The sequence below is a fragment of the Terriglobus roseus DSM 18391 genome, assembly GCF_000265425.1.
In the GTDB taxonomy this organism is placed as follows: Bacteria; Acidobacteriota; Terriglobia; order Terriglobales; family Acidobacteriaceae; genus Terriglobus; species Terriglobus roseus.
Window position 1 is genome coordinate 4,775,626 of sequence record NC_018014.1, and the last position, 17,619, is coordinate 4,793,244.

14 protein-coding genes are annotated in these 17,619 nt (G+C 61.3%); 7 read left to right on the forward strand and 7 right to left on the reverse strand.

What is annotated here, in order from left to right; translation table 11 throughout:
• Nucleotides 1-4: 4 nt before the first annotated feature.
• Nucleotides 5-247 (reverse strand): hypothetical protein, encoded by a 243-nt coding sequence (locus TERRO_RS23535; protein WP_157178458.1) that lies wholly within the window; start codon nucleotides 245-247, stop codon nucleotides 5-7.
• A gap of 54 nt (nucleotides 248-301) precedes the next feature.
• Here TERRO_RS23535 and TERRO_RS19785 point away from each other — a divergent pair, with 54 nt between their 5' ends.
• Entirely contained in the window at nucleotides 302-2,116 is a 1,815-nt protein-coding gene (locus TERRO_RS19785; protein WP_157178700.1) for a lytic transglycosylase domain-containing protein, read from the forward strand.
• Between the two features lie 72 nt (nucleotides 2,117-2,188).
• On the opposite strand, the gene TERRO_RS19790 is transcribed toward TERRO_RS19785, so the two are convergent.
• Both TERRO_RS19790 and TERRO_RS19795 read right to left on the reverse strand, forming a co-directional pair.
• Nucleotides 2,189-3,085, reverse strand: coding sequence for a TIM barrel protein (locus tag TERRO_RS19790; protein WP_014787491.1), 897 nt, complete (start codon nucleotides 3,083-3,085; stop codon nucleotides 2,189-2,191).
• A 51-nt stretch (nucleotides 3,086-3,136) separates the two neighbouring features.
• Nucleotides 3,137-4,015 (reverse strand): TIM barrel protein, encoded by an 879-nt coding sequence (locus TERRO_RS19795; protein ID WP_014787492.1) that lies wholly within the window; start codon nucleotides 4,013-4,015, stop codon nucleotides 3,137-3,139.
• Between the two features lie 177 nt (nucleotides 4,016-4,192).
• Between TERRO_RS19795 and TERRO_RS19800 the strand changes: the two genes are divergently transcribed.
• Complete coding sequence (locus TERRO_RS19800) at nucleotides 4,193-4,921, forward strand: c-type cytochrome (RefSeq protein WP_052313410.1); 729 nt, start codon at nucleotides 4,193-4,195, stop codon at nucleotides 4,919-4,921.
• On the forward strand, nucleotides 4,918-6,570 hold the full coding sequence (locus tag TERRO_RS19805) for an acido-empty-quinoprotein group A (RefSeq protein ID WP_014787494.1): 1,653 nt from the start codon (nucleotides 4,918-4,920) through the stop codon (nucleotides 6,568-6,570). The genes TERRO_RS19800 and TERRO_RS19805 overlap by 4 nt, the downstream gene beginning before the upstream one ends.
• A gap of 67 nt (nucleotides 6,571-6,637) precedes the next feature.
• Here TERRO_RS19805 and TERRO_RS19810 read toward each other — a convergent pair whose 3' ends face one another.
• On the reverse strand, nucleotides 6,638-6,997 hold the full coding sequence (locus TERRO_RS19810) for a YciI family protein (protein ID WP_014787495.1): 360 nt from the start codon (nucleotides 6,995-6,997) through the stop codon (nucleotides 6,638-6,640).
• A 177-nt stretch (nucleotides 6,998-7,174) separates the two neighbouring features.
• Here TERRO_RS19810 and TERRO_RS19815 point away from each other — a divergent pair, with 177 nt between their 5' ends.
• Nucleotides 7,175-8,497, forward strand: coding sequence for an enolase C-terminal domain-like protein (locus tag TERRO_RS19815; protein ID WP_014787496.1), 1,323 nt, complete (start codon nucleotides 7,175-7,177; stop codon nucleotides 8,495-8,497).
• 594 nt (nucleotides 8,498-9,091) lie between these two features.
• Nucleotides 9,092-11,326: a penicillin acylase family protein gene (locus TERRO_RS19820; RefSeq protein ID WP_014787497.1), complete on the forward strand. Its 2,235-nt coding sequence runs from the start codon at nucleotides 9,092-9,094 to the stop codon at nucleotides 11,324-11,326.
• Nucleotides 11,327-11,332: 6 nt separating this feature from the next.
• Here the strand turns inward: TERRO_RS19820 and TERRO_RS19825 are convergent, their stop codons facing one another.
• Nucleotides 11,333-14,566 (reverse strand): DUF3857 domain-containing protein, encoded by a 3,234-nt coding sequence (locus TERRO_RS19825; RefSeq protein ID WP_014787498.1) that lies wholly within the window; start codon nucleotides 14,564-14,566, stop codon nucleotides 11,333-11,335.
• 200 nt (nucleotides 14,567-14,766) lie between these two features.
• On the opposite strand from TERRO_RS19825, the gene rpsU reads away from it, so the two are divergent.
• The gene (gene rpsU / locus TERRO_RS19830; RefSeq protein WP_041592738.1) at nucleotides 14,767-14,964 is read left to right on the forward strand and encodes a 30S ribosomal protein S21; all 198 of its coding nucleotides are present in this window, start codon (nucleotides 14,767-14,769) and stop codon (nucleotides 14,962-14,964) included.
• Between the two features lie 177 nt (nucleotides 14,965-15,141).
• Here rpsU and TERRO_RS19835 read toward each other — a convergent pair whose 3' ends face one another.
• Entirely contained in the window at nucleotides 15,142-16,062 is a 921-nt protein-coding gene (locus tag TERRO_RS19835; RefSeq protein ID WP_014787500.1) for a right-handed parallel beta-helix repeat-containing protein, read from the reverse strand.
• A gap of 132 nt (nucleotides 16,063-16,194) precedes the next feature.
• On the opposite strand from TERRO_RS19835, the gene TERRO_RS23335 reads away from it, so the two are divergent.
• A complete protein-coding gene (locus TERRO_RS23335; RefSeq protein WP_014787501.1) occupies nucleotides 16,195-16,350 on the forward strand; it encodes a hypothetical protein in 156 nt (51 codons plus the stop codon).
• Nucleotides 16,351-16,491: 141 nt separating this feature from the next.
• Here TERRO_RS23335 and TERRO_RS19840 read toward each other — a convergent pair whose 3' ends face one another.
• Nucleotides 16,492-17,523 carry a sugar phosphate isomerase/epimerase family protein gene (locus TERRO_RS19840; protein ID WP_014787502.1) on the reverse strand — a complete coding sequence of 344 codons (1,032 nt, stop codon included), beginning with the start codon at nucleotides 17,521-17,523 and terminating at the stop codon, nucleotides 16,492-16,494.
• Nucleotides 17,524-17,619: the final 96 nt, after the last annotated feature.

A 17,619-nucleotide genomic window follows, 5' to 3' on the forward strand; every position in this document is an offset into this window, starting at 1 on the left:
CGAGCTACCGGCGGTAGATTTCGCTGTCTCTCGACCGCAGGGCCACGACGCAGGGCAGGATCAGCACCGCAAAGAAAACAACACCGGCGAAAAAAGAGGGCATGGCACGAAGCTTCACTTTCGCGGAGACGCTCGCGGCCTCCTGATACCAGAAGCATCGGCCAATTTCGCCAGAAGCAACATAGCCCCGCGGTGCAACAGGCGAGACAATTTGGGGATGCCTGGTGCTGCGTTTGGGTGAGGCCAAAACCGCTATCAGATGCCAACGGGATCGCGCGCCGATACAATGACGGTTGTGCCGATGAAGCCAGGCCGACGTGCCTCCACCGCAGTTCGCCCGCTCCTGCTCACCGCCGCGTGTGCCTGTACCGTTTTTCTGACGGGCTGCCCGCAAGCTGGTACCCCCACAGTGGCCGCAAAGACGCCCGCCAATGCCACCGCGCCGGCGCTGCCCAAGACCGTGGGCGGGAACAATGTGCAGACGGCGGAACAGACCTCGACGAACCCGCGGGTGGCCAGCCTAATTGCACAGGTGGACCGCAGCTATCGGAGCGGCGTCACCAACTATCGCAACGGGCAACTGGACGCGGCGCGGCTGGACTTCGACTTTGCCGTGGACCTGATGCTGACCAGCGGCATCGACATCAAGGCGGACAGCACGCTGAGCGACGAGTTTGAGCGCACCGTGGATGCCGTAAGCGCGCTGGAGATGGACGCGCTAAAGCAGGGCAACGGCTTCAGCCCCAAGACGGAAGAGGCACCGATCGACGCGGTGGGCGAGCTGACCTTCCCGGCCGCATCGCCGGAGTTGACGGCCAATCTTAAGAGCACGTTGAACGTCACGTCGGACCTGCCGCTCGTCATCAACGACGAAGTCGCGGGCTACATCAATGCGTTCGCCAACTCGCCCGCCTTCCACGCGCACATGCTGCGTTCGCTGGAACGCGCCGGCAAGTACAAGGACCTGATCCAGTCCGTGCTGAAGCAGGAAGGCGTGCCGCAGGATCTGATCTACCTGGCGGTTGCCGAATCGGGCTTCCAGCCGCAGGCGATGAATGCCAGCAGCGGTGCGGGCGGCATGTGGCAGTTTATGCCGACGGGCGCTTACGGGCTGGCGCGCAACGGTTACTTTGACGAGCGCTTCGATCCGGAGAAGAGTTCGCGTGCGTACGCGCGATATATCAAGGGTCTCTACAACCAGTTTGGCGACTGGTATCTCGCGATGGCCGGGTACAACTGGGGTCCGGGCAACATTCAGAAGGCCGTACAGCGCACGGGTTATGCCGACTTCTGGCAGCTCTACCGCCGCAACGCCATGCCGCGCGAGACGAAGAACTATGTGCCGCAGATCCTGGCCGCCATCATTATGGCGAAGAACCCGGAGAAGTACGGTCTGGACAAGATGAATCCGGATGCGCCGGTACTCTTCGACACGGTGCATGTGGACTACTCCATGGATCTGCGCCTGGCCGCCGATGTGACCGGCACCTCGCTGGCGAATATCGTCAGCCTGAACCCGGCGCTGCTGCGCCTGAGCACGCCGCGCGACATTGGCTATGACCTGCATCTGCCGCAGGGCACCAAGGATAACTTCACGGAGCGCATCGCCGCGATCCCGGAGGAGAAGCGTGTTTCCTGGCGCTTCCACGAGGCTGTCGCGGGCGAGACGCTGGACCAGGTGGCGCAGCTCTTCCACGTGAGTTCCTCGGACCTGCTGGCGGCGAACGATCTGCCGCCGGACGCAACGATCGAGACGGGCGATGACCTGGTGATTCCAGTTGCCAACAGCAGTGGTGGCGGTGGCGCACATCCGTTGCAGTACACCCCGCGCCGTGGCGACACACTGGTCACCGTAGCCGATCGCTTTAATGTGTCCACGGAGAACCTGCGCGACTGGAACCACCTGTCGAGCTCGTACCTGCCGGCGGGACGCAAGATCTATGTGGCGGAGCCGGTGCGACTGGGACCGAGCCGAGGTCGTCGCGGTCGCTCTGCATCCGCGCGCTCCGCAAACAGCCGCGGCAGTTCGCGCGGGGCGTCAGCCCGCGGTGGGAAGACATCTTCCCGCGGTAAGGCGGCGGTGGCCAAGCCTGCGGCGAAGAAGAGACGTCGCTAGGCGCTTTCCTGTCGCTCATGAAAAAGCCGTCCTCCCTGCAAGGAGGACGGCTTTTGATTTGGTTGAGACTGTCTACCCTAACTTCATGGCGGCGATGGCTTCTTCCCTTGCCTTGCGCAGCGTTGTTACGGTGTCGCCCTGCGACATGAACTCCATGCAGATGTAGCGGTCGTACTTCAGTTCGGCCAGCTTGCGGTAGATGTTGTTGTAGTTGACCTCGCCGGTGCCCGGCTGGTGGCGGCCCGGGACGTCGGCGATGTGTACCAGGCCTACCTGGTCGATGTTCTTCTCGAGCTTTTCGATCAGGTTGCCGGTCTGCTTCTGCTCGTGGAAGAAGTCGTAGAGCACCTTGATGCGCGGGCTGCCGACGAGGCGTGTGATCTCAAAGGCCTCGGAGACGCTGGGCACGGCTTCAAGCTTGTACTCGAGTAGATCGATCGGCTCCAGGACGATCTCGATGTCGTCCTTTTCGAGCATGTCGGCCGCGTACTTCAGTGTGTCCACGATGGCGGCGCGCTGGTCTTCCGGCGTTTGTCCCGGGACGCGGGTGTAGGCCGTGTAGATGAACTGCTTGCAGCCAAGCTGCTTGGCGCCGGGGATCGCCTTCTTCAAATCTTCAGTCAGCGCAGGGCGCTTGGACTTGTCGGCCAGGGCATTGCGGCCGGGGACGGCGGAGTCCACCGCGATACCGAGCTCGTGCTGCTTGGCCAGGTTCGTCTTCCACTCTTCCGGCGTCCACTTCTCGTACTCGTTGCCGACCTCAACGCCGGTGAAGCCTGCGTCCGATGCGAGTTGCAGTTGCTGCACGAAGGACAGGCCCTTAGGCAGCGTCCACAGCATGACGGAGAACTTGTGGCCGCCATTGCCGGCGACGGTCGCAGGAGCGTTCGCAGCGAACGCGGGAAGGCTGGGCAGCAGCGACGCGGCAGCAGCGCCCATCGAAAGTTTGTGAAAGTCGCGGCGGTTCATGGGTTCTCCGTAAGTCATGCCCTGCGTGGGCGATTGCAAGTCGATGTCAGTTTACGCGGATTGCATGGCGGTGAGGGCTTCGGCCTTCGCGGCCTTCAACTCTGCCACAGCGTCGCCTTGAAAGTAGAACTCCATGGCGATGTAGCGGTTGTACTTTACCGCTGCCAGCTTGCGATAGATGTTGTCGTAATTCATCTCGCCCGTGCCCGGGCGACGTCGCCCCGGAACGTCCGCGATATGCACCAGGCCTACGAGGTCCGCGTTCTTTTCGAGCGTGTCGATCAGGTTTCCGGTGCCGCGCTGCTCATGGTAGAAGTCGTACAAAACCTTGATGCCAGGATCGTTCACGGAACGCACGATGGCGAAACCGTCCACGACGGAGTTGACGAACTGGCGCTTGTCTTCCAGCACGTCGATGGGCTCCAGCAGCACCTCGATCTTCGCGTCACGGCAGACGTCCGCGGCCACCTTCAGGCCGTCGGCGATGGACTGGCGGCCCTGCTCCGGCGACTGCCCTGCGATACGTGCGCCGGACTTCATGGCGAACTGCCGGCAACCGATCTCCTGCGCGATGGGAATGGCGGCGGCGATCTCCTGCTTGAGCTTTGTGCGCTGCTCCGGATCGACGAGTGTGGTCAGGCTTGGGAACATGACGTCAAAGGTCAGACCGAGTGCGTTCTTCTTCGCGACGATGCGCTTACGGTCTTCGGTGGACCACTTCATCCACTCGTCGACCATCTCGGCGCCTTGGTAGCCGGCGGCGGCGATGGTTTCAAGCCGCTGCTCCATGGTGGAGTTACGGCCCATGATCCAGAGCATCACGGAGAACTTCACGCCCGGTGCCGCTGTCTGCGACCACGCCGTTTTGCGCAACAACGCGCTGCCCGCGCCTGCGATTGCCATCATTCGGCTGAATTCACGCCGGTCCATCGGTACCTCCTACAAGCGGGGCAAGTATAAAGGAGTGCTCCTGACATGAGACGTATCAGGGGCGGCATAATAGCTGAGACGTATGGAAGTCTGCAGGGAGCGGAGCGAGTGAAGAGGTTCGACCACAGAAGAATCATCCTGGCAGTGGCGGCATGTGGCATCGTTGCCCCACTTTCAATGCACGCCCAGTTCCCCAGATCCATCACGGAACCGACGGCTGTCGAGCGTGGCGCGAAGCTGTACGCGAATGCCTGCGCACGCTGCCACGGCGACGACACGCGCGGCATGACGGGTGGAGCGCCGGACCTGCTGCGGTCGACGCTGGTGCTGCATGAGCGGCGCGAATCGCTGCATGGCAAGGAGTTGTCGCCGTATCTGAAGTCCACGCCGCCGCATAAGTTTGATTACAACGACAAGCAGGCAGACGACCTGTCGCAGTTCCTCTCGGCATCGGTCAACAAGATCCTGCGCAGTGGCTATGACGACCATCCCACGCACCTGACCGAGGGCGATGTGAAGGCAGGCGAGGCTTACTTCCACGGCGCAGGCGGCTGCGACAAGTGCCACTCGACCACGGGCGATCTTGCGGGGATCGGCAAGCGTTATTCCGCAGCAGCGCTGCAGCAGAAGTTCCTCTTCCCAAATTCGGGGCTCGGCAAGAAGGCAGCGATCACGGCAGTGGTTAAGTTTCCAAACGGCACGACTGCGACGGGCGATGTGGTTCGCATCGACGACTTCACCGTGCAGTTGCGCGATCACACCACGGGGGCGACGAAGTCGTTCAATCGCACCGCTGGCATGAAGGTCACCACGACCAATCCGTATGCGGGCCACGAAGCGCTGCTGGAAAAGATTACCGACGCCGACATTCACAACCTGACGACCTACCTGGATACGCTGAAATGACGCGCCGCACCCTGCTTGCTTCCCTCTCCGTTGCCGCGCTGTCCGTGAGCCTGTCCGCGCAAACGCCGACGAACGCCACGAACCCGCATGACACCACCAAGCGCGATACACCAGCGCCCGCAGCCGCGAAAGCGCCGGTACCGGCAAGCGGTACCGTGGGCACGCTTGCCGGTGGCGAGTGGACGACGTACAACGGCGACTACAGTGGACGGCGCTTCAGTCCGCTCACCAAGATCACACCCGCCACGATCGACAAGCTGAAGTTGGCGTGGACCTTCCGCGTGACGACGACGACGGGCGGCGGACGGCGCATCTCTGCGACGCCCCTTGAGGTGAATGGTGTGCTGTACTTCACCGTGCCCAGCCATGTGTGGGCAGTGGACGCACGCACCGGCACGCAGCTTTGGCAGTTTGACTGGCCGAGCAAGGGCGGCGAGACCATCGGCAATCGCGGCGTCGCGGTGCAGGGCACCACCGTTTACTTTGAGACGGAAGACTGCAACCTGGTGGCGCTGGACATTGCCACGGGCAAAGAGAAGTGGCACGCGACGATCGGCAATCCGGACCAGTTCTACTTTGGTTCGGTCGCACCCGTCATCGTCAAGAATCATGTGATGGTCGGCGTCAGCGGCGATGATTTCGACATTCCGGGCTACATTGAAGCGCACGATCCGGAGACGGGAGCGCTGCAGTGGCGCTGGTACACGCATCCGGAGCCGGGCACGCCCGAGGCGAAGACATGGCCGAACGACGAGGCCATGCTGCATGGCGGCGGCATGACCTGGGTTGCGGGAACGTACGATCCGCAGTTGAACCTCTACTACTTCGGCACCGGCAACGCGCAACCCGTGATCAACGGCGATGCGCGCCCCGGCGACAACCTGTTCACCAGCACCATCTGCGCGCTGAACCCGGATACCGGCAAGCTGGTCTGGTACTTCCAGCCGAATCCGCATGACACGCACGACTGGGATGCGGTGCAGACACCCGTACTGATCGACACCGTCATCGCCGGCAAGCCGCGCAAACTAGTGGCCCAGGCCAGCCGCAACGGATGGTACTTCCTGCTGGATCGCACGGACGGCAAGGCACTGGTGAGCACGCCCTACGCCATGCAGAACTGGACGCTGGGGCTGAACAGCAAGGGCCAGCCGATTCCGAATCCGGCGAAGGTGGCGAAGCCCAACGGCACGCTGGTGATGCCGAACCAGGCAGGCGCTTCCAACTGGTACCCGCCCAGCTACAGCCCGCAGACCGGCCTGTTCTATGTGCCGGCCTATGACGCGGCCAGTGTGTACTACGTCTTCGACAACAACAAGAAGCCCGAGGGCTGGGCCGGCAATGATCGTGGCGGCTTCTCGCGCGCTTCCCTGCGTGCGCTGGATGCGAAGACCGGCAAGGTTCGGTGGAACCACGAGTGGGCTTCGCCGGGTGCGCGTTCCGGCATTCTGACCACGGCGGGCGGTGTGCTCTTCACAGGTGACCCGTCGTCGAACCTGGTCGGCTTTAACGCTGCGACCGGAGCCGTTTTGTGGCACGCGGGTCTGGGCGGTTCGGTCAGCAACGGGCCGATCACCTTCCAGCTCGACGGCATGCAATATGTCGTTGCGTCATCGGGTGACACGCTGTACTCGTTCGTTCTGAAGTAGAGGCAAGCTGGAACCCACGTCTCAGATGCGAGACGTGGGGCACCACTCCTCTTGCGCGACCACCCCGTTACTGGAAGTCCGACATCTCGTAGAACGGCCTGATTTCGATCTCGCTCGGTCCGGGCATGGGATTGGGGCAGCGCTTGACCCATGCGACAGCCTCATCCATATTCTTTACCTCCCAGATCCAGAAACCGGCGACCAGCTCGCTGGTGGCGACGAAGGGACCGTCGATGACGGTGCGGCCGGTGCCGTCGAAGGCGATACGCTTGCCCTGCGATGTGGGCTTGAGGCCGGCGGCGTCGCGGAGAATGCCAGCCTGCACCAGTTCTTCGTTGAACTTGCCCATTGCCTCGAGCAATTCGGCTGACGGAAGTGTGCCCTTTTCGCTCTCGCCGGTCGCCTTCACAAACACCATGACACGCATGCTTTCTAACCTCTCGTGGGGGATATAGGACTGATGGAGGATGATAGCAAGAGTATGTGGACGCCATCCACATCAGTCGGCGCTCGATTTAGTTCGGGCCCCGGTGATAACCTTCCGCCGGATTGATGACAGGCTCGTCGCGTGTTGCGAAAGTGCGAGCCGTAATGCGGAGGGTGCGTGGGCACTGGTTGGAATCGTCGTAGTTTTCTTGGAGCCATTGGGACCGCGGGCGCAGGCCTGGCGGCAGGCATCGCACCGCGTGAGAGTGTTGCGCAACCTTCGATGGCGCGGCCGACGGGCGTTGCTCCGCTGAAGATTGAAGCCGTCGATCTGCTTGAGCTGCAGGGCCACTACACATCCCGCAGCGGCCTGAACAAGCAGGCGCAGGTGAATCCGGAGGATGTCTACGACAGCCTGCGACCGCCCGTCTACGTCGACAAGCCGGGTAGCGAGAACACCGTGAAGTACGGTGCGATCTACCTGCGCATCCGCGCGACCGGCGGACTGGAGGGTCTGTACGGCCCCATTGAGAAAGAGCCCGCCATCATCGTCTATGAGCGGCTGCGGCCCTTCCTGATCGGCAAGGATGCGCTTGCCGGCGAGGTGCTGTGGGACCAGATGTATCGCAGCGACCGGCACAGCCGCGATGGGTATTACATGATGGCGATCTCCGCCGTGGACAATACGCTGTGGGATCTGCGCGGCAAGCTGTACGGCGTACCCGTCTATCGGCTGCTGGGCGGACCCTCACGCGACAAAGTGGAGATGTATGTCTCGGCGCTGGGGTCGTCGCTTGAGCTGGACAAGGTGCGCACACGCGCGCTGGAGTTGAAGCAGCAGGGCTTCCGCTATCAGAAGTGGTTCGTTGCCTACGGCCCGGGCTCTGGGCCGGAGGGCACGCGCAAGAACGTGGAACTGGTGAAGACGCTGCGCGAGACGGTGGGCGACGACACGGAGCTGATGTTCGATACCTTCAGCGGCTGGGACCAGAACTACGCGCTGGAGTGGGCCCACCGCGTGGAACAGTACCGCCCGCGCTGGATGGAAGAGGTCACCCATCCGGAGAAGATCGGCAGCTTTGCCGAGATGCATCGCAGCACATCGATCCCCATCGCCAGCGGCGAGCACTTCTACGGCCGGTGGGAGGCACATCGTTACCTTCAGGCGAATGCTCTCTCCGTCGTGCAGGCCGATCCGGAGTGGTGCGGCGGCGTCACCGAACTGCTGAAGATCGGCACGGTCTGCTCGCTCTACGATGTGCCGTTGATCCCTCACGGCCACAGCCTGCGCGCGGCAGTGCACACCATCTTCAGCCAGTCACCCATGACGTTTCCGCTGGGCGAGTATCTTGCCATCAAGATGCAGCACTATCACCACTTTGAGAAGAACCCGATGGTGGTGGAGAACGCGCATATTGCGCTGCCTACTGGCGCCGGTTTCGATATCCAGCTCGACCCGGCGAAGATCGATGCGCAACGGGTGATGACAGCGCCGGAGTAAGCGGCTGCCTTTTCGGATTGGGTGTTCCGTGAAGACAGTTGATCGGAAAGGCATGTAGATCGAGCCTTCAAAGGCAGGTAGATCGAGACCTCAGCTGTTCGGAAGGGCAAGCCGATCGGAAGGGTTAGTTGATCGGATAAGTTGGTTCAACGGAAAGGTTAGTTCATTGGAAAGGTCTGTTGATCTGAAAAGTTGGTTCATCGGAAAGGTAGTTGATCGGAAGGGCACAGCTTCAGCTGTGCCAATGACTTCCGGCGAGGCACCGGGCTTTAGCCCCTGAGGTTTAGCTTTTCGTGTGCGGTCGTGACAAGAACGCTGAACCTCAGCGGCTAAAGCCGGTCACGTTCTGACGAGGTATCGGCACAGCTGAAGCTGTGCCCTTCCGAGCGGACAAATTGCAGGCGGCGCATCGAGCAACAAAGGTCAGACGCACGAGCAATGCGATGAGCAGAACAATGCAAGGCGTGAGGGGCCGTGGATGCACCTACATCTGAACCCACGTCTCAAGTGCGAGACGTGGGGCACCCGACTCTATCTTGGGGTGCAGCGCGGTGCTAGATTCATAGCACCGCCCGCGCCTCCAGGATTCCGTTGATGAAGCCTTGCACTGCCGCTGCTGCTCTCTTGTTCGCCGTCGCTGCCACCCCTGCATTCGCGCAAAAGAGCGCGGTGAGTTCCACGATGCCCGAACCCGCACGATGGTCTGCGCACGCAAAGGCCATCACGGTCACGCGCGACAACTGGGGCATTGCGCACGTGCACGGCAAGACCGATGCGGACGCCGTCTTCGGCATGATCTACACGCAGTGCGAGGACGACTTCAATCGCGTGGAGAACAACTATCTCGTCAACCTTGGCCGGTTGGCCGAGGCGGACGGCGAGGCGAAGATCTGGCAGGATCTGCGGCAGCAACTCTTCATCGATCCGCAAGTGTTGAAGCAGGATTATGCCGACAGCCCGCAGTGGCTGAAGGCGTTGATGGATGCGTGGGCCGACGGCGCGAACTTCTACCTGAGCAAACATCCAGAGACGAAGCCGCGCGTCCTGACACACTTTGAACCGTGGATGGCGCTAAGCTTCACCGAAGGTTCGATCGGTGGCGACATCGAACGCGTGAACCTTACCGAGCTGGAGAAGTTCTACGGCGCGAAGAGTACGGCACAACGCAGCATCGACGAACAGAACGCGATGGCTGCGCAGCTCGCGCAGGTCAACCGCGATGTCGAACCCAGTGGATCGAACGGCGCCGCGATTGCGCCGGGGAACACGGCCAATCATCATCCGCTGTTGCTGATCAACCCGCATACCTCGTTCTTCTTTCGCAGCGAACTGCAGATGCAGAGCGATGAAGGCCTCAACGCGTATGGCGCCGTGACCTGGGGACAAATCTTTGTCTACCAGGGCTTCAACGATCGCGCCGGATGGATGCACACCTCGTCGAACGTGGATGCTGTCGATGAGTTCCGCGACACACTGATGCGCGTCGACGGCAAGGTGCTGGGCTATCGCTATGGCAGCGACACGAAGCCATTCAAGACGCGCGCCATTACGCTGCAGTACAAGGCAGCCGACGGCAGCATGAAGTTGCGTAGCTTCGATGCGAAGTTCGATCATCGCGGCCCCATTGTGCGTGCGGATGGCGATGCGTGGGTAAGCATCGAGTTGATGAACAAGCCGGTGCCCGCGCTGCAGCAGAGTTTTCTGCGGACCAAGGCGCGCAGTTATGCCGACTACAAAACGACGATGGAGCTGATGGCGAACTCGTCGAACAACACCATCTTTGCGAGCGCCGACGGCGACATTGCTTACTGGCACGGCAACTATATTCCGGAACGCGATACACGTTACGACTTCACCAAGCCCGTGGATGGCAGTAACCCCGCGACCGACTGGCAGGGCTTGATGCCGCTGGCGCAGATACCGCAACTGCATAATCCGCATAGTGGCTGGCTGGAAAACGTGAACAATGCACCGTGGTCCGGCGCGGGTGAGAGCTCGCTGAAAAAGGCGGACTATCCGCCGTACGTGGAACAGAGCATCGAGACAGCGCGCGGCCTGCACATGGTTAAGGTTCTTAACGATCGCAGGGACTTTACACTCGACAGCCTGCTTGCTGCAGCGTTCGATCCTTACCTGCCATACTTCGCGCGCACCGTACCCGTACTGCTGAAGGCGTACGACGCGCTGCCGCAGGATGACGCGCAACGCAAAGCGCTGGCACCACAGATGGAAGTTCTGCGTAAGTGGGATTACAAGTGGGGCGCGGACTCCGTCGCAACGTCGCTGGCAATCTATTGGGGCGAGGCGACGGGCTCGCCCGTTGCCGGCGAAGCCTATCGCGAACACACGCTGTGGGAGGACTACGTGGCCACCAAGATACCAGCGGCAACACTGTTGACGGGACTGCAGACCGCAACGGACAAGCTGACCGCAGACTTTGGCGCCTGGCAGAAGCCGTGGGGTGAGATCAACCGCTACCAGCGGCTGGATGACAGCATTGTGCCGCATTTCGACGACGCGCAACCAAGCATCGCAATTCCCTTCACCGCATCGGTCTGGGGCTCGCTTGCGTCCTCTGCGGCGCGTGCTTATCCCAATACGAAGAAGCGTTACGGCACGCACGGCAACAGCTTCGTTGCCGTTGTCGAGTTCGGGCCCAAGCGAGTCAGCGCACGCGCCATCACCTGCGGCGGCGAGAGCGGCGACCCCAGCTCAAAGCACTTCAACGATGAGCAGGATCGCTACGCCAGCGGCGACTTCCGCGAGGTGATGTACTACCCTGACCAGCTCAAGGGCCACATCGAACGCACGTATCATCCGGGCGAGTAAGCGCACTTACTCCGAAGCGCTCTCCGCCCCGATGCCGGACCGCGTCATCAGAACGAAGTCGCACTCTGCGGTCGTCTTTCCGCAATAGACGACCGCGTCGCGCAGAACACGAGCCTGTGATGCGGCGGGCACGGCGCCTGGCATTGCCAGCTTCTTCACCGACTCCAGTTCCGCCTTGAGTGGTTCCGCGCCCGTTACCAGGATGGCGTCCGCCACACCGTGGCGGTCGATCTGCAGGCGCACCGTTCCGCCGCCCTGCGCGCCTGCTGCCTTGGGGATGTGAAAGGTACGCATGGCCAGCAACTGTGCCGAGTCGTCCGGTGCCTTCACACCTGCCTTCTCCAATTTCTCGGCGTGTGCGGTAGCCTCCGCAAACTCCTCCTTCGCATTTTTTGCGAATTCCGTCTGAAGGGCGAGCCGGAAGATGCGGAGGGCCTCGGCCTTCTTGCCCTGCGCCTCGTACGCCAATGCAAGGTGATCGCCCTTCACGATGTCCGGCGACTGGAACCAGGCCGCATGCAGATACGGCTCAGCGTCCGCTGCCTTCTTCTCGATGAGGAAGATGTATCCAAGTGTGTCCCACGCTGCCACCATCTCCGCCGACAGGTTGAAGGCTTCCGTGTTCGCTTCCTGCACCGTCCCACTGCCCGTTGCCTTGGCGAACAGATCGATTGACTTCTGCGACTGCTCCTCCGCAAACGGCAGATCCGCCTTCATCTCCGCCAGGAAGTAAGCGTTGTTGTTGATGACGTTCGGATCGTCGGCGCCATCCAGCGCTACATGTGCGGCTTCCACCGCCTCCGCATTCCGGTGCATTTGCTTCAACAGGCTGACCGCACTGGTTTGGAGATTCTTGTCGTCCGGTTTGTTCGCGATGGCACCCCGTATCGTTGCGAGTGCTCCTTCCATGTCGCCACTCGCCTGTTGCGCGGACATCAACAGGCCGAGCAAACGCAAATCGTTACGGCTGGAATATTGCTTCAACAGATCGATCGCGTCAGCATATTTCTTCTGCGTCACGTACGCACCAGCGAGCAGGCTGACGATGTTGCTGTCGTCATCTGGATGTGCCGCCAGTTCCGCCTTGAGGCCTGCAACGGCTTCGTCGTATTTGTGGTCGTGTAAATCCACGTAGGCCAGCATGCTGTCCACATACGGCTCGCTGCTGAATCTCTCCTTCAGACGCGTGGCAAGGCGTCGTGCGCCTGCCCAGTCCTGCGCCTTCTCAAGCGAGAGGATCTGCACTTCCAATTCTTGATGCGTTGCGGTATCCGCGGAGAAGTTCGATGCGGGTGCGGCCTTACCAGCAGCCGGAATCAGTACCGCATACTTTTCGCCATCTTCAAAGCCCGCTTCCTTTGAGAAGGCGAGGTAGTCCTTCCATTGGTCCTTATTCAGCTTCTGCTGCTTGATGACCAGGGTGCGCTCTGCAAGGAACTTGCCATCGGCGAAGCGGTACTTCTTGTCGAAGGTCATGTAAGGCCGCTCGGCATGGACGGCGCTGGGCAGCTCCATTCGGTCGCCCGCTGGCACGGTAAGCGTGCTGCGCGCCACCAGGGTGCGCGGTGCGCCAAGGTTGATGTTGTAGTCCGGGGCTTTGTCCTTATCGAGGGTCACTACTTCCAGCGTGGGAAAGTTAGCGAAGATGCGGTTATTCTTCCAGTCCGCAAAGTCTTCGCGGGTGTAGTCGAAGCCCAGATGCACCGGCCCGGCCGGGTCGTCCTGGCGGAGATCCGCATTGGTCACCTTGCCGCCGAAGTTCAACCCCGCAGCGATATAGCCCATCGCTTCATCCCACTGCGAAGGCGAGAGCCTCTGCATCATGCTGCGAACAGCAAGCTCTGAGTCGGAGCGCACGATCATGGAGATGTGGGTCTTCAGCACTCCCTTGTCGCTGAGCGTCCCCACAGACTCGAAGGTTTCGCTGTAGGGAAATGGCGGATCGGCCGGGGTCTTCATGAGCGTTGCGGGACCGTTGGCGGGCAACACCAGAGCCTCCTGATCACGGATGCTGGGCGACAGAAGCCTGAAGGGCGCAACCTCTGCCGTGGTGTCCAGCCAGATGCGGCCTGTTCCCGGCAGATCGACCGTTGTGATCTCGTGGTTGAAGTTTGTAGGTGACGGCAGATCTACAACCGGTGCGATGCCCGCGCCGATGAGCGCTGGCGCCGTCGTAAAGCCCTTGGCACGCAGCAAAGCCTCAAACAGCGTGTCTTTGTCCTTGCAATCACCATAGCCATTCGCCAATACGTCAGCGGCAGCATGTGGCTGAATGCGACCGACGCCAAAGCCGATGCCGACGTAACGAATGCCCGTGGCCACGAAGCGATACAACGCCTGAACCTGCGCCTCCGGTGACTTGGCTTCCTTCGTCAATTCCTCCGCCTTCGCACGCACCTCCGGTGTCGGCTGCGCCCGGGGATCGATCAGGCCGCGATACCACTTACCTACGTCATCCCAGCTGCGAAACGTGGTCCACGCCACAGACGGCAGCGATCGTCCCTCGGCATCCGTGTCCGGATCCTTGATATCCGCGGGCGTCATCTTGCCGTTCTCGTCGCGCTGCGATGGCTTCAACTGCGATGAGGTCCAGGTCCATACCTTCAGGCCGTCCCGTGTGACCGGCGTGGCCGGATGCTTCGGGCTATAAACCTGCACGTAGGTGTCAACGGGCACAGAGAGAGACACGGCCTGCTGCAGGACTACAGCGCCCGCCGCTACAAAGTGCGTTCCACCCCAGAACTGTCCTGGGGCTTCCGCTTTCGTCAATACGACACGCGCCTGGTAATCCAACGTGTCGCCAACCGACAGGGCGCGCACGGGCAGGTGCTTCTCCTTGAGATCGCTGTAGACCGGCGCCTGCCGCGACACATCCGAAGACATCTCCATGGTGTCAGCCACGGGCGTCTCCACTGTCGTTCCGTCCTTCTTATGCACTCTTACGAAATCGTAAGCAGCCGTCTGAGTCGCAGAAGCGAAGCTGAGGCTTAGTACACTCAGACTCCGCGCCGTGCCCTCCGACTGCACCCGGACCACAAGGTGCGAAATGATTTCGCCCGTGCCGTCCGCCTTCATGCGTGTGTCCGTGTCCAGCCGCTCAAAGACCAGCGGCTCGTCGCGATAGGGATCGGTCGCCGGCGCGGACTTTTGGGGAGCCGGCACGGCTTGCGCCGCCGGATACGTCGTGGCGGCGACGGCCAGAACGGCCGCCGCGAGAGCGCGGATGGGTTGCAGATTCATGGAGTAAGAGCTGGTATAGCAGAAAGATGCACCGCCGAACAGGCTACTTTGGAACCATGCCCGGCGGATGCTGGGCAGCGCCGTCTTCCGTCGTGCATCGTCCCGAATCGGGCGCGACCTGCAGCCATGCGTGCTTTTTCCCGGAATCTGGAGTAACCTTACAGATGGCCTGCGAGGCCTGGGAGCGGGGTGTTTTTACATTGGCAGAAGTTCGTCTGCAAGAGGGTGAGCCCCTCGAGAATGCTCTTCGCCGCTTCAAGCGCAAGGTGCAGCAGGAAGACATCATCAAGGAAGTCAAGCGCCACTCCTTCTACCTGAAGCCCGGCGAGAAGAAGCGCGTCAAGGAAGCCTTGGCACGTAAGCGGAATCGCAAGAAGGTTCGCAAGGAACAGGACTAGTGCTTCGCACCGCTCTCGACGCGCTTTGCGCGTGAGTCTGGTGCCAGTGCTAACAGTCACAGGAAGTCCGGCCTCGCGCCGGGCTTTTCTGCGTTTGTGCCCAGTTGAAAGGGAGAGGCCCGCGATTGCTCGCGGGCCTCTCCTCTTCACAATCCTTGCGATCTGATGCTTGTATGGTTACTGCTTCGGCAGCACCGTCAGCGTGCCACCGGCGATACCGCCCGTGAGTTCGTTGTCGCCATAGGAACCGACGAAGCCTCCGGTGCCGATGCTGATGCCACCGGTATTGAAGAGGATTGTCGATCCCACGATGCGGGCCACGGCGCTTGCGCTCGCGGTGCCGGAGACAGACAGGCCGGGCCCGCCATTGGATGAGGCCGTTGAGTTGACCAGCGTGAGCTGCGCCGCTGCTCCAGTGGCCGTCACCGCGAACCCGCTACCGGAGTTATTGGAAGACACGGAGTTACGGATGGTGACGTTGCTGTTGCTGCCCGCCACCACGCCCGAACCAGCCGTTGTCCCGCTGAAGACCGAATCGGTCGCTGTGACCTTGACGAGGCCACTGGAACCGGCGCCACCGGCCACGAGTCCTGCCGTGCTGTTACCGCTGGTGGTGGCGCGACTGAGCATTGCCTTGGCCGTAGCCGCCGGTGCAATATTCACGCCAGTCGCAAAGCCTGTGATTGTAACGTTCTCAAGCGCGAATGAGCCGACGCTTGTGACGTTGACTCCGTTTGTACCGGTGCCAGCACCGTTGATGGTCAGGTTTCGCAGGGTTACAGTATCGCCGGCCCCTGCGTTGATGTTGACGCCGTTTGTGCTTGAACCCAGGATGGAGCCGATCTGCCCGCCACCGTCGATGACGATGGACTTTGTGATGGTCACGGTGCCGAAGCCTCCGGGATCGAGTGCGTCAATCTCGCCACCGGCCGCCGTCTTGCTGATGGCGCCGGCAAACGTCTTACAAGGGGCGGTCCGGCTGCAGGGGTTCACATCATCACCGACACCGGAAACCCAGGTGCGGCTAGCCTGCGCGGAAGCAAAGGCTGAAGACATGGCAAAGGTAGCGACCACGAGGAAGCTCACGTTGGAACGCATCAAGGGGGATCTCCAAAGCAGGGGGTGTAAGTGCGCTGCAATTATAGGAGCCGACAGTTACACCATGGGCATATACTTCTCGCAAATCTGCATTACCAAGCGCAGGAACGCAATTAAGGAGACCTCCCCCAAATGAAATTGAAGGAAGCGACATCTGTACAGGCTATGACAGCGCACAAGAACACCAAGATCTGGATCGCACCACAGTTAGAGGTGGCCAGGATTGCTGTAGTGACCAAAAGCGGCACCAACAATGCCAGCGACGACTTGTTCACTTTCGCGTCCTAATGAACGGGCATCAGAGTGGAGTGGCTCGCGGATAATTGCGGGCCATTAAATTCGAAAGCCCGGCGCAAGGCCGGGCTTTCTTTATAACGATCGTGGAACCGCAGACAAACATGCCAAGCATGTCGAGAACGGTGCGAAGTCCTAGGCCAGTGCAGCCTTGCAGTACGCCAGGCACTTGGCGACTTCCTTCACTGAGTCGGATCCAGCCGGGATCGGGTACTCGAGTTCGATCGTCGCCGGGAACTTCCAGCCTTCCTTCTTCATCAGTTGCAGCGCCTGCTTGATGGGTGTATCGCCCTCGCCCCAGGGGGTGTTGGCTTCGCCGTGCGCGGCAGACTTGCGGTCCTTCACGTGGAAGCTGGTGATGCGGGCGTGGTTCTTCTTCATGAACTCCAGCGCAGATTCCGGCGAGTTGCCGGCAGCGATGAAGTGGCCGATGTCGAGGTTTGCGCCGTTGTAGGGCGACTGCGCCATGGCCTCATCCCACGTGGTGGGCGTGGCCTGCAGGTGGGCGTGGTAGCCCACCCACAACTTGTACTTGCTGGCGAAGTCGCCGATGCGCTTGGTCAGCTCCGGCTGCCCGTCCGGCATCTCCATGGTGATCTGGTTGGCGCCGCAGGCCTTCGCTGCCTTGAAGGCGTAGTCGAACTCAGCGTCCTTCATCTTCATGTTGAGCGTGATCTTGAACGCGTAGATCTCGACGCCAGCGTCGTTGTACATCTTGCGCAACGCCTCGTACTTGCTCATGGGCACGGAGAGGCGGAAGGCCGTCAGGTCTTCCGCGAACTTCGCCTGTGCGGCCATCTGCTCCGGCGACATCTGCCGGCGTGGCGGCGGTCCACCCGTCGGCGGCCCGGTCTGGGCAGTCTGCCCGCTCGGGGCCGGAGGACGCGGCATCATTGGCCGCTTCGGCGCGCCGGCCCACTCTTCCTGCACATTCTCAAGCTCGACGGCGTTGATGCCGTTCTCAACCGCATAGCGCAGAACGGCATTCGCGTTCTGAGTCTGGAAATCAGGCATCTGCCGGTAGCTGTAGCTGATGACGCCAAGCTGCACGCCGCCAACCTTTGAGTTGGGCTTGGCCGCAGCGAACATCGTTGCTGGATTCGCAAACGCAGCAACAGCGCCGGTAGCGGCTGCAATCTTTCCAAAGTGCCTTCTGGTGACGATCATGATCTTCCGTAACTCCGTGTCGGTATGGGTTGCAAAGTGTAGGCAAAGCGTAGAAGGAGACTTCTCCGACGGGCGCCTTGCATAAAGTGTCGGCGA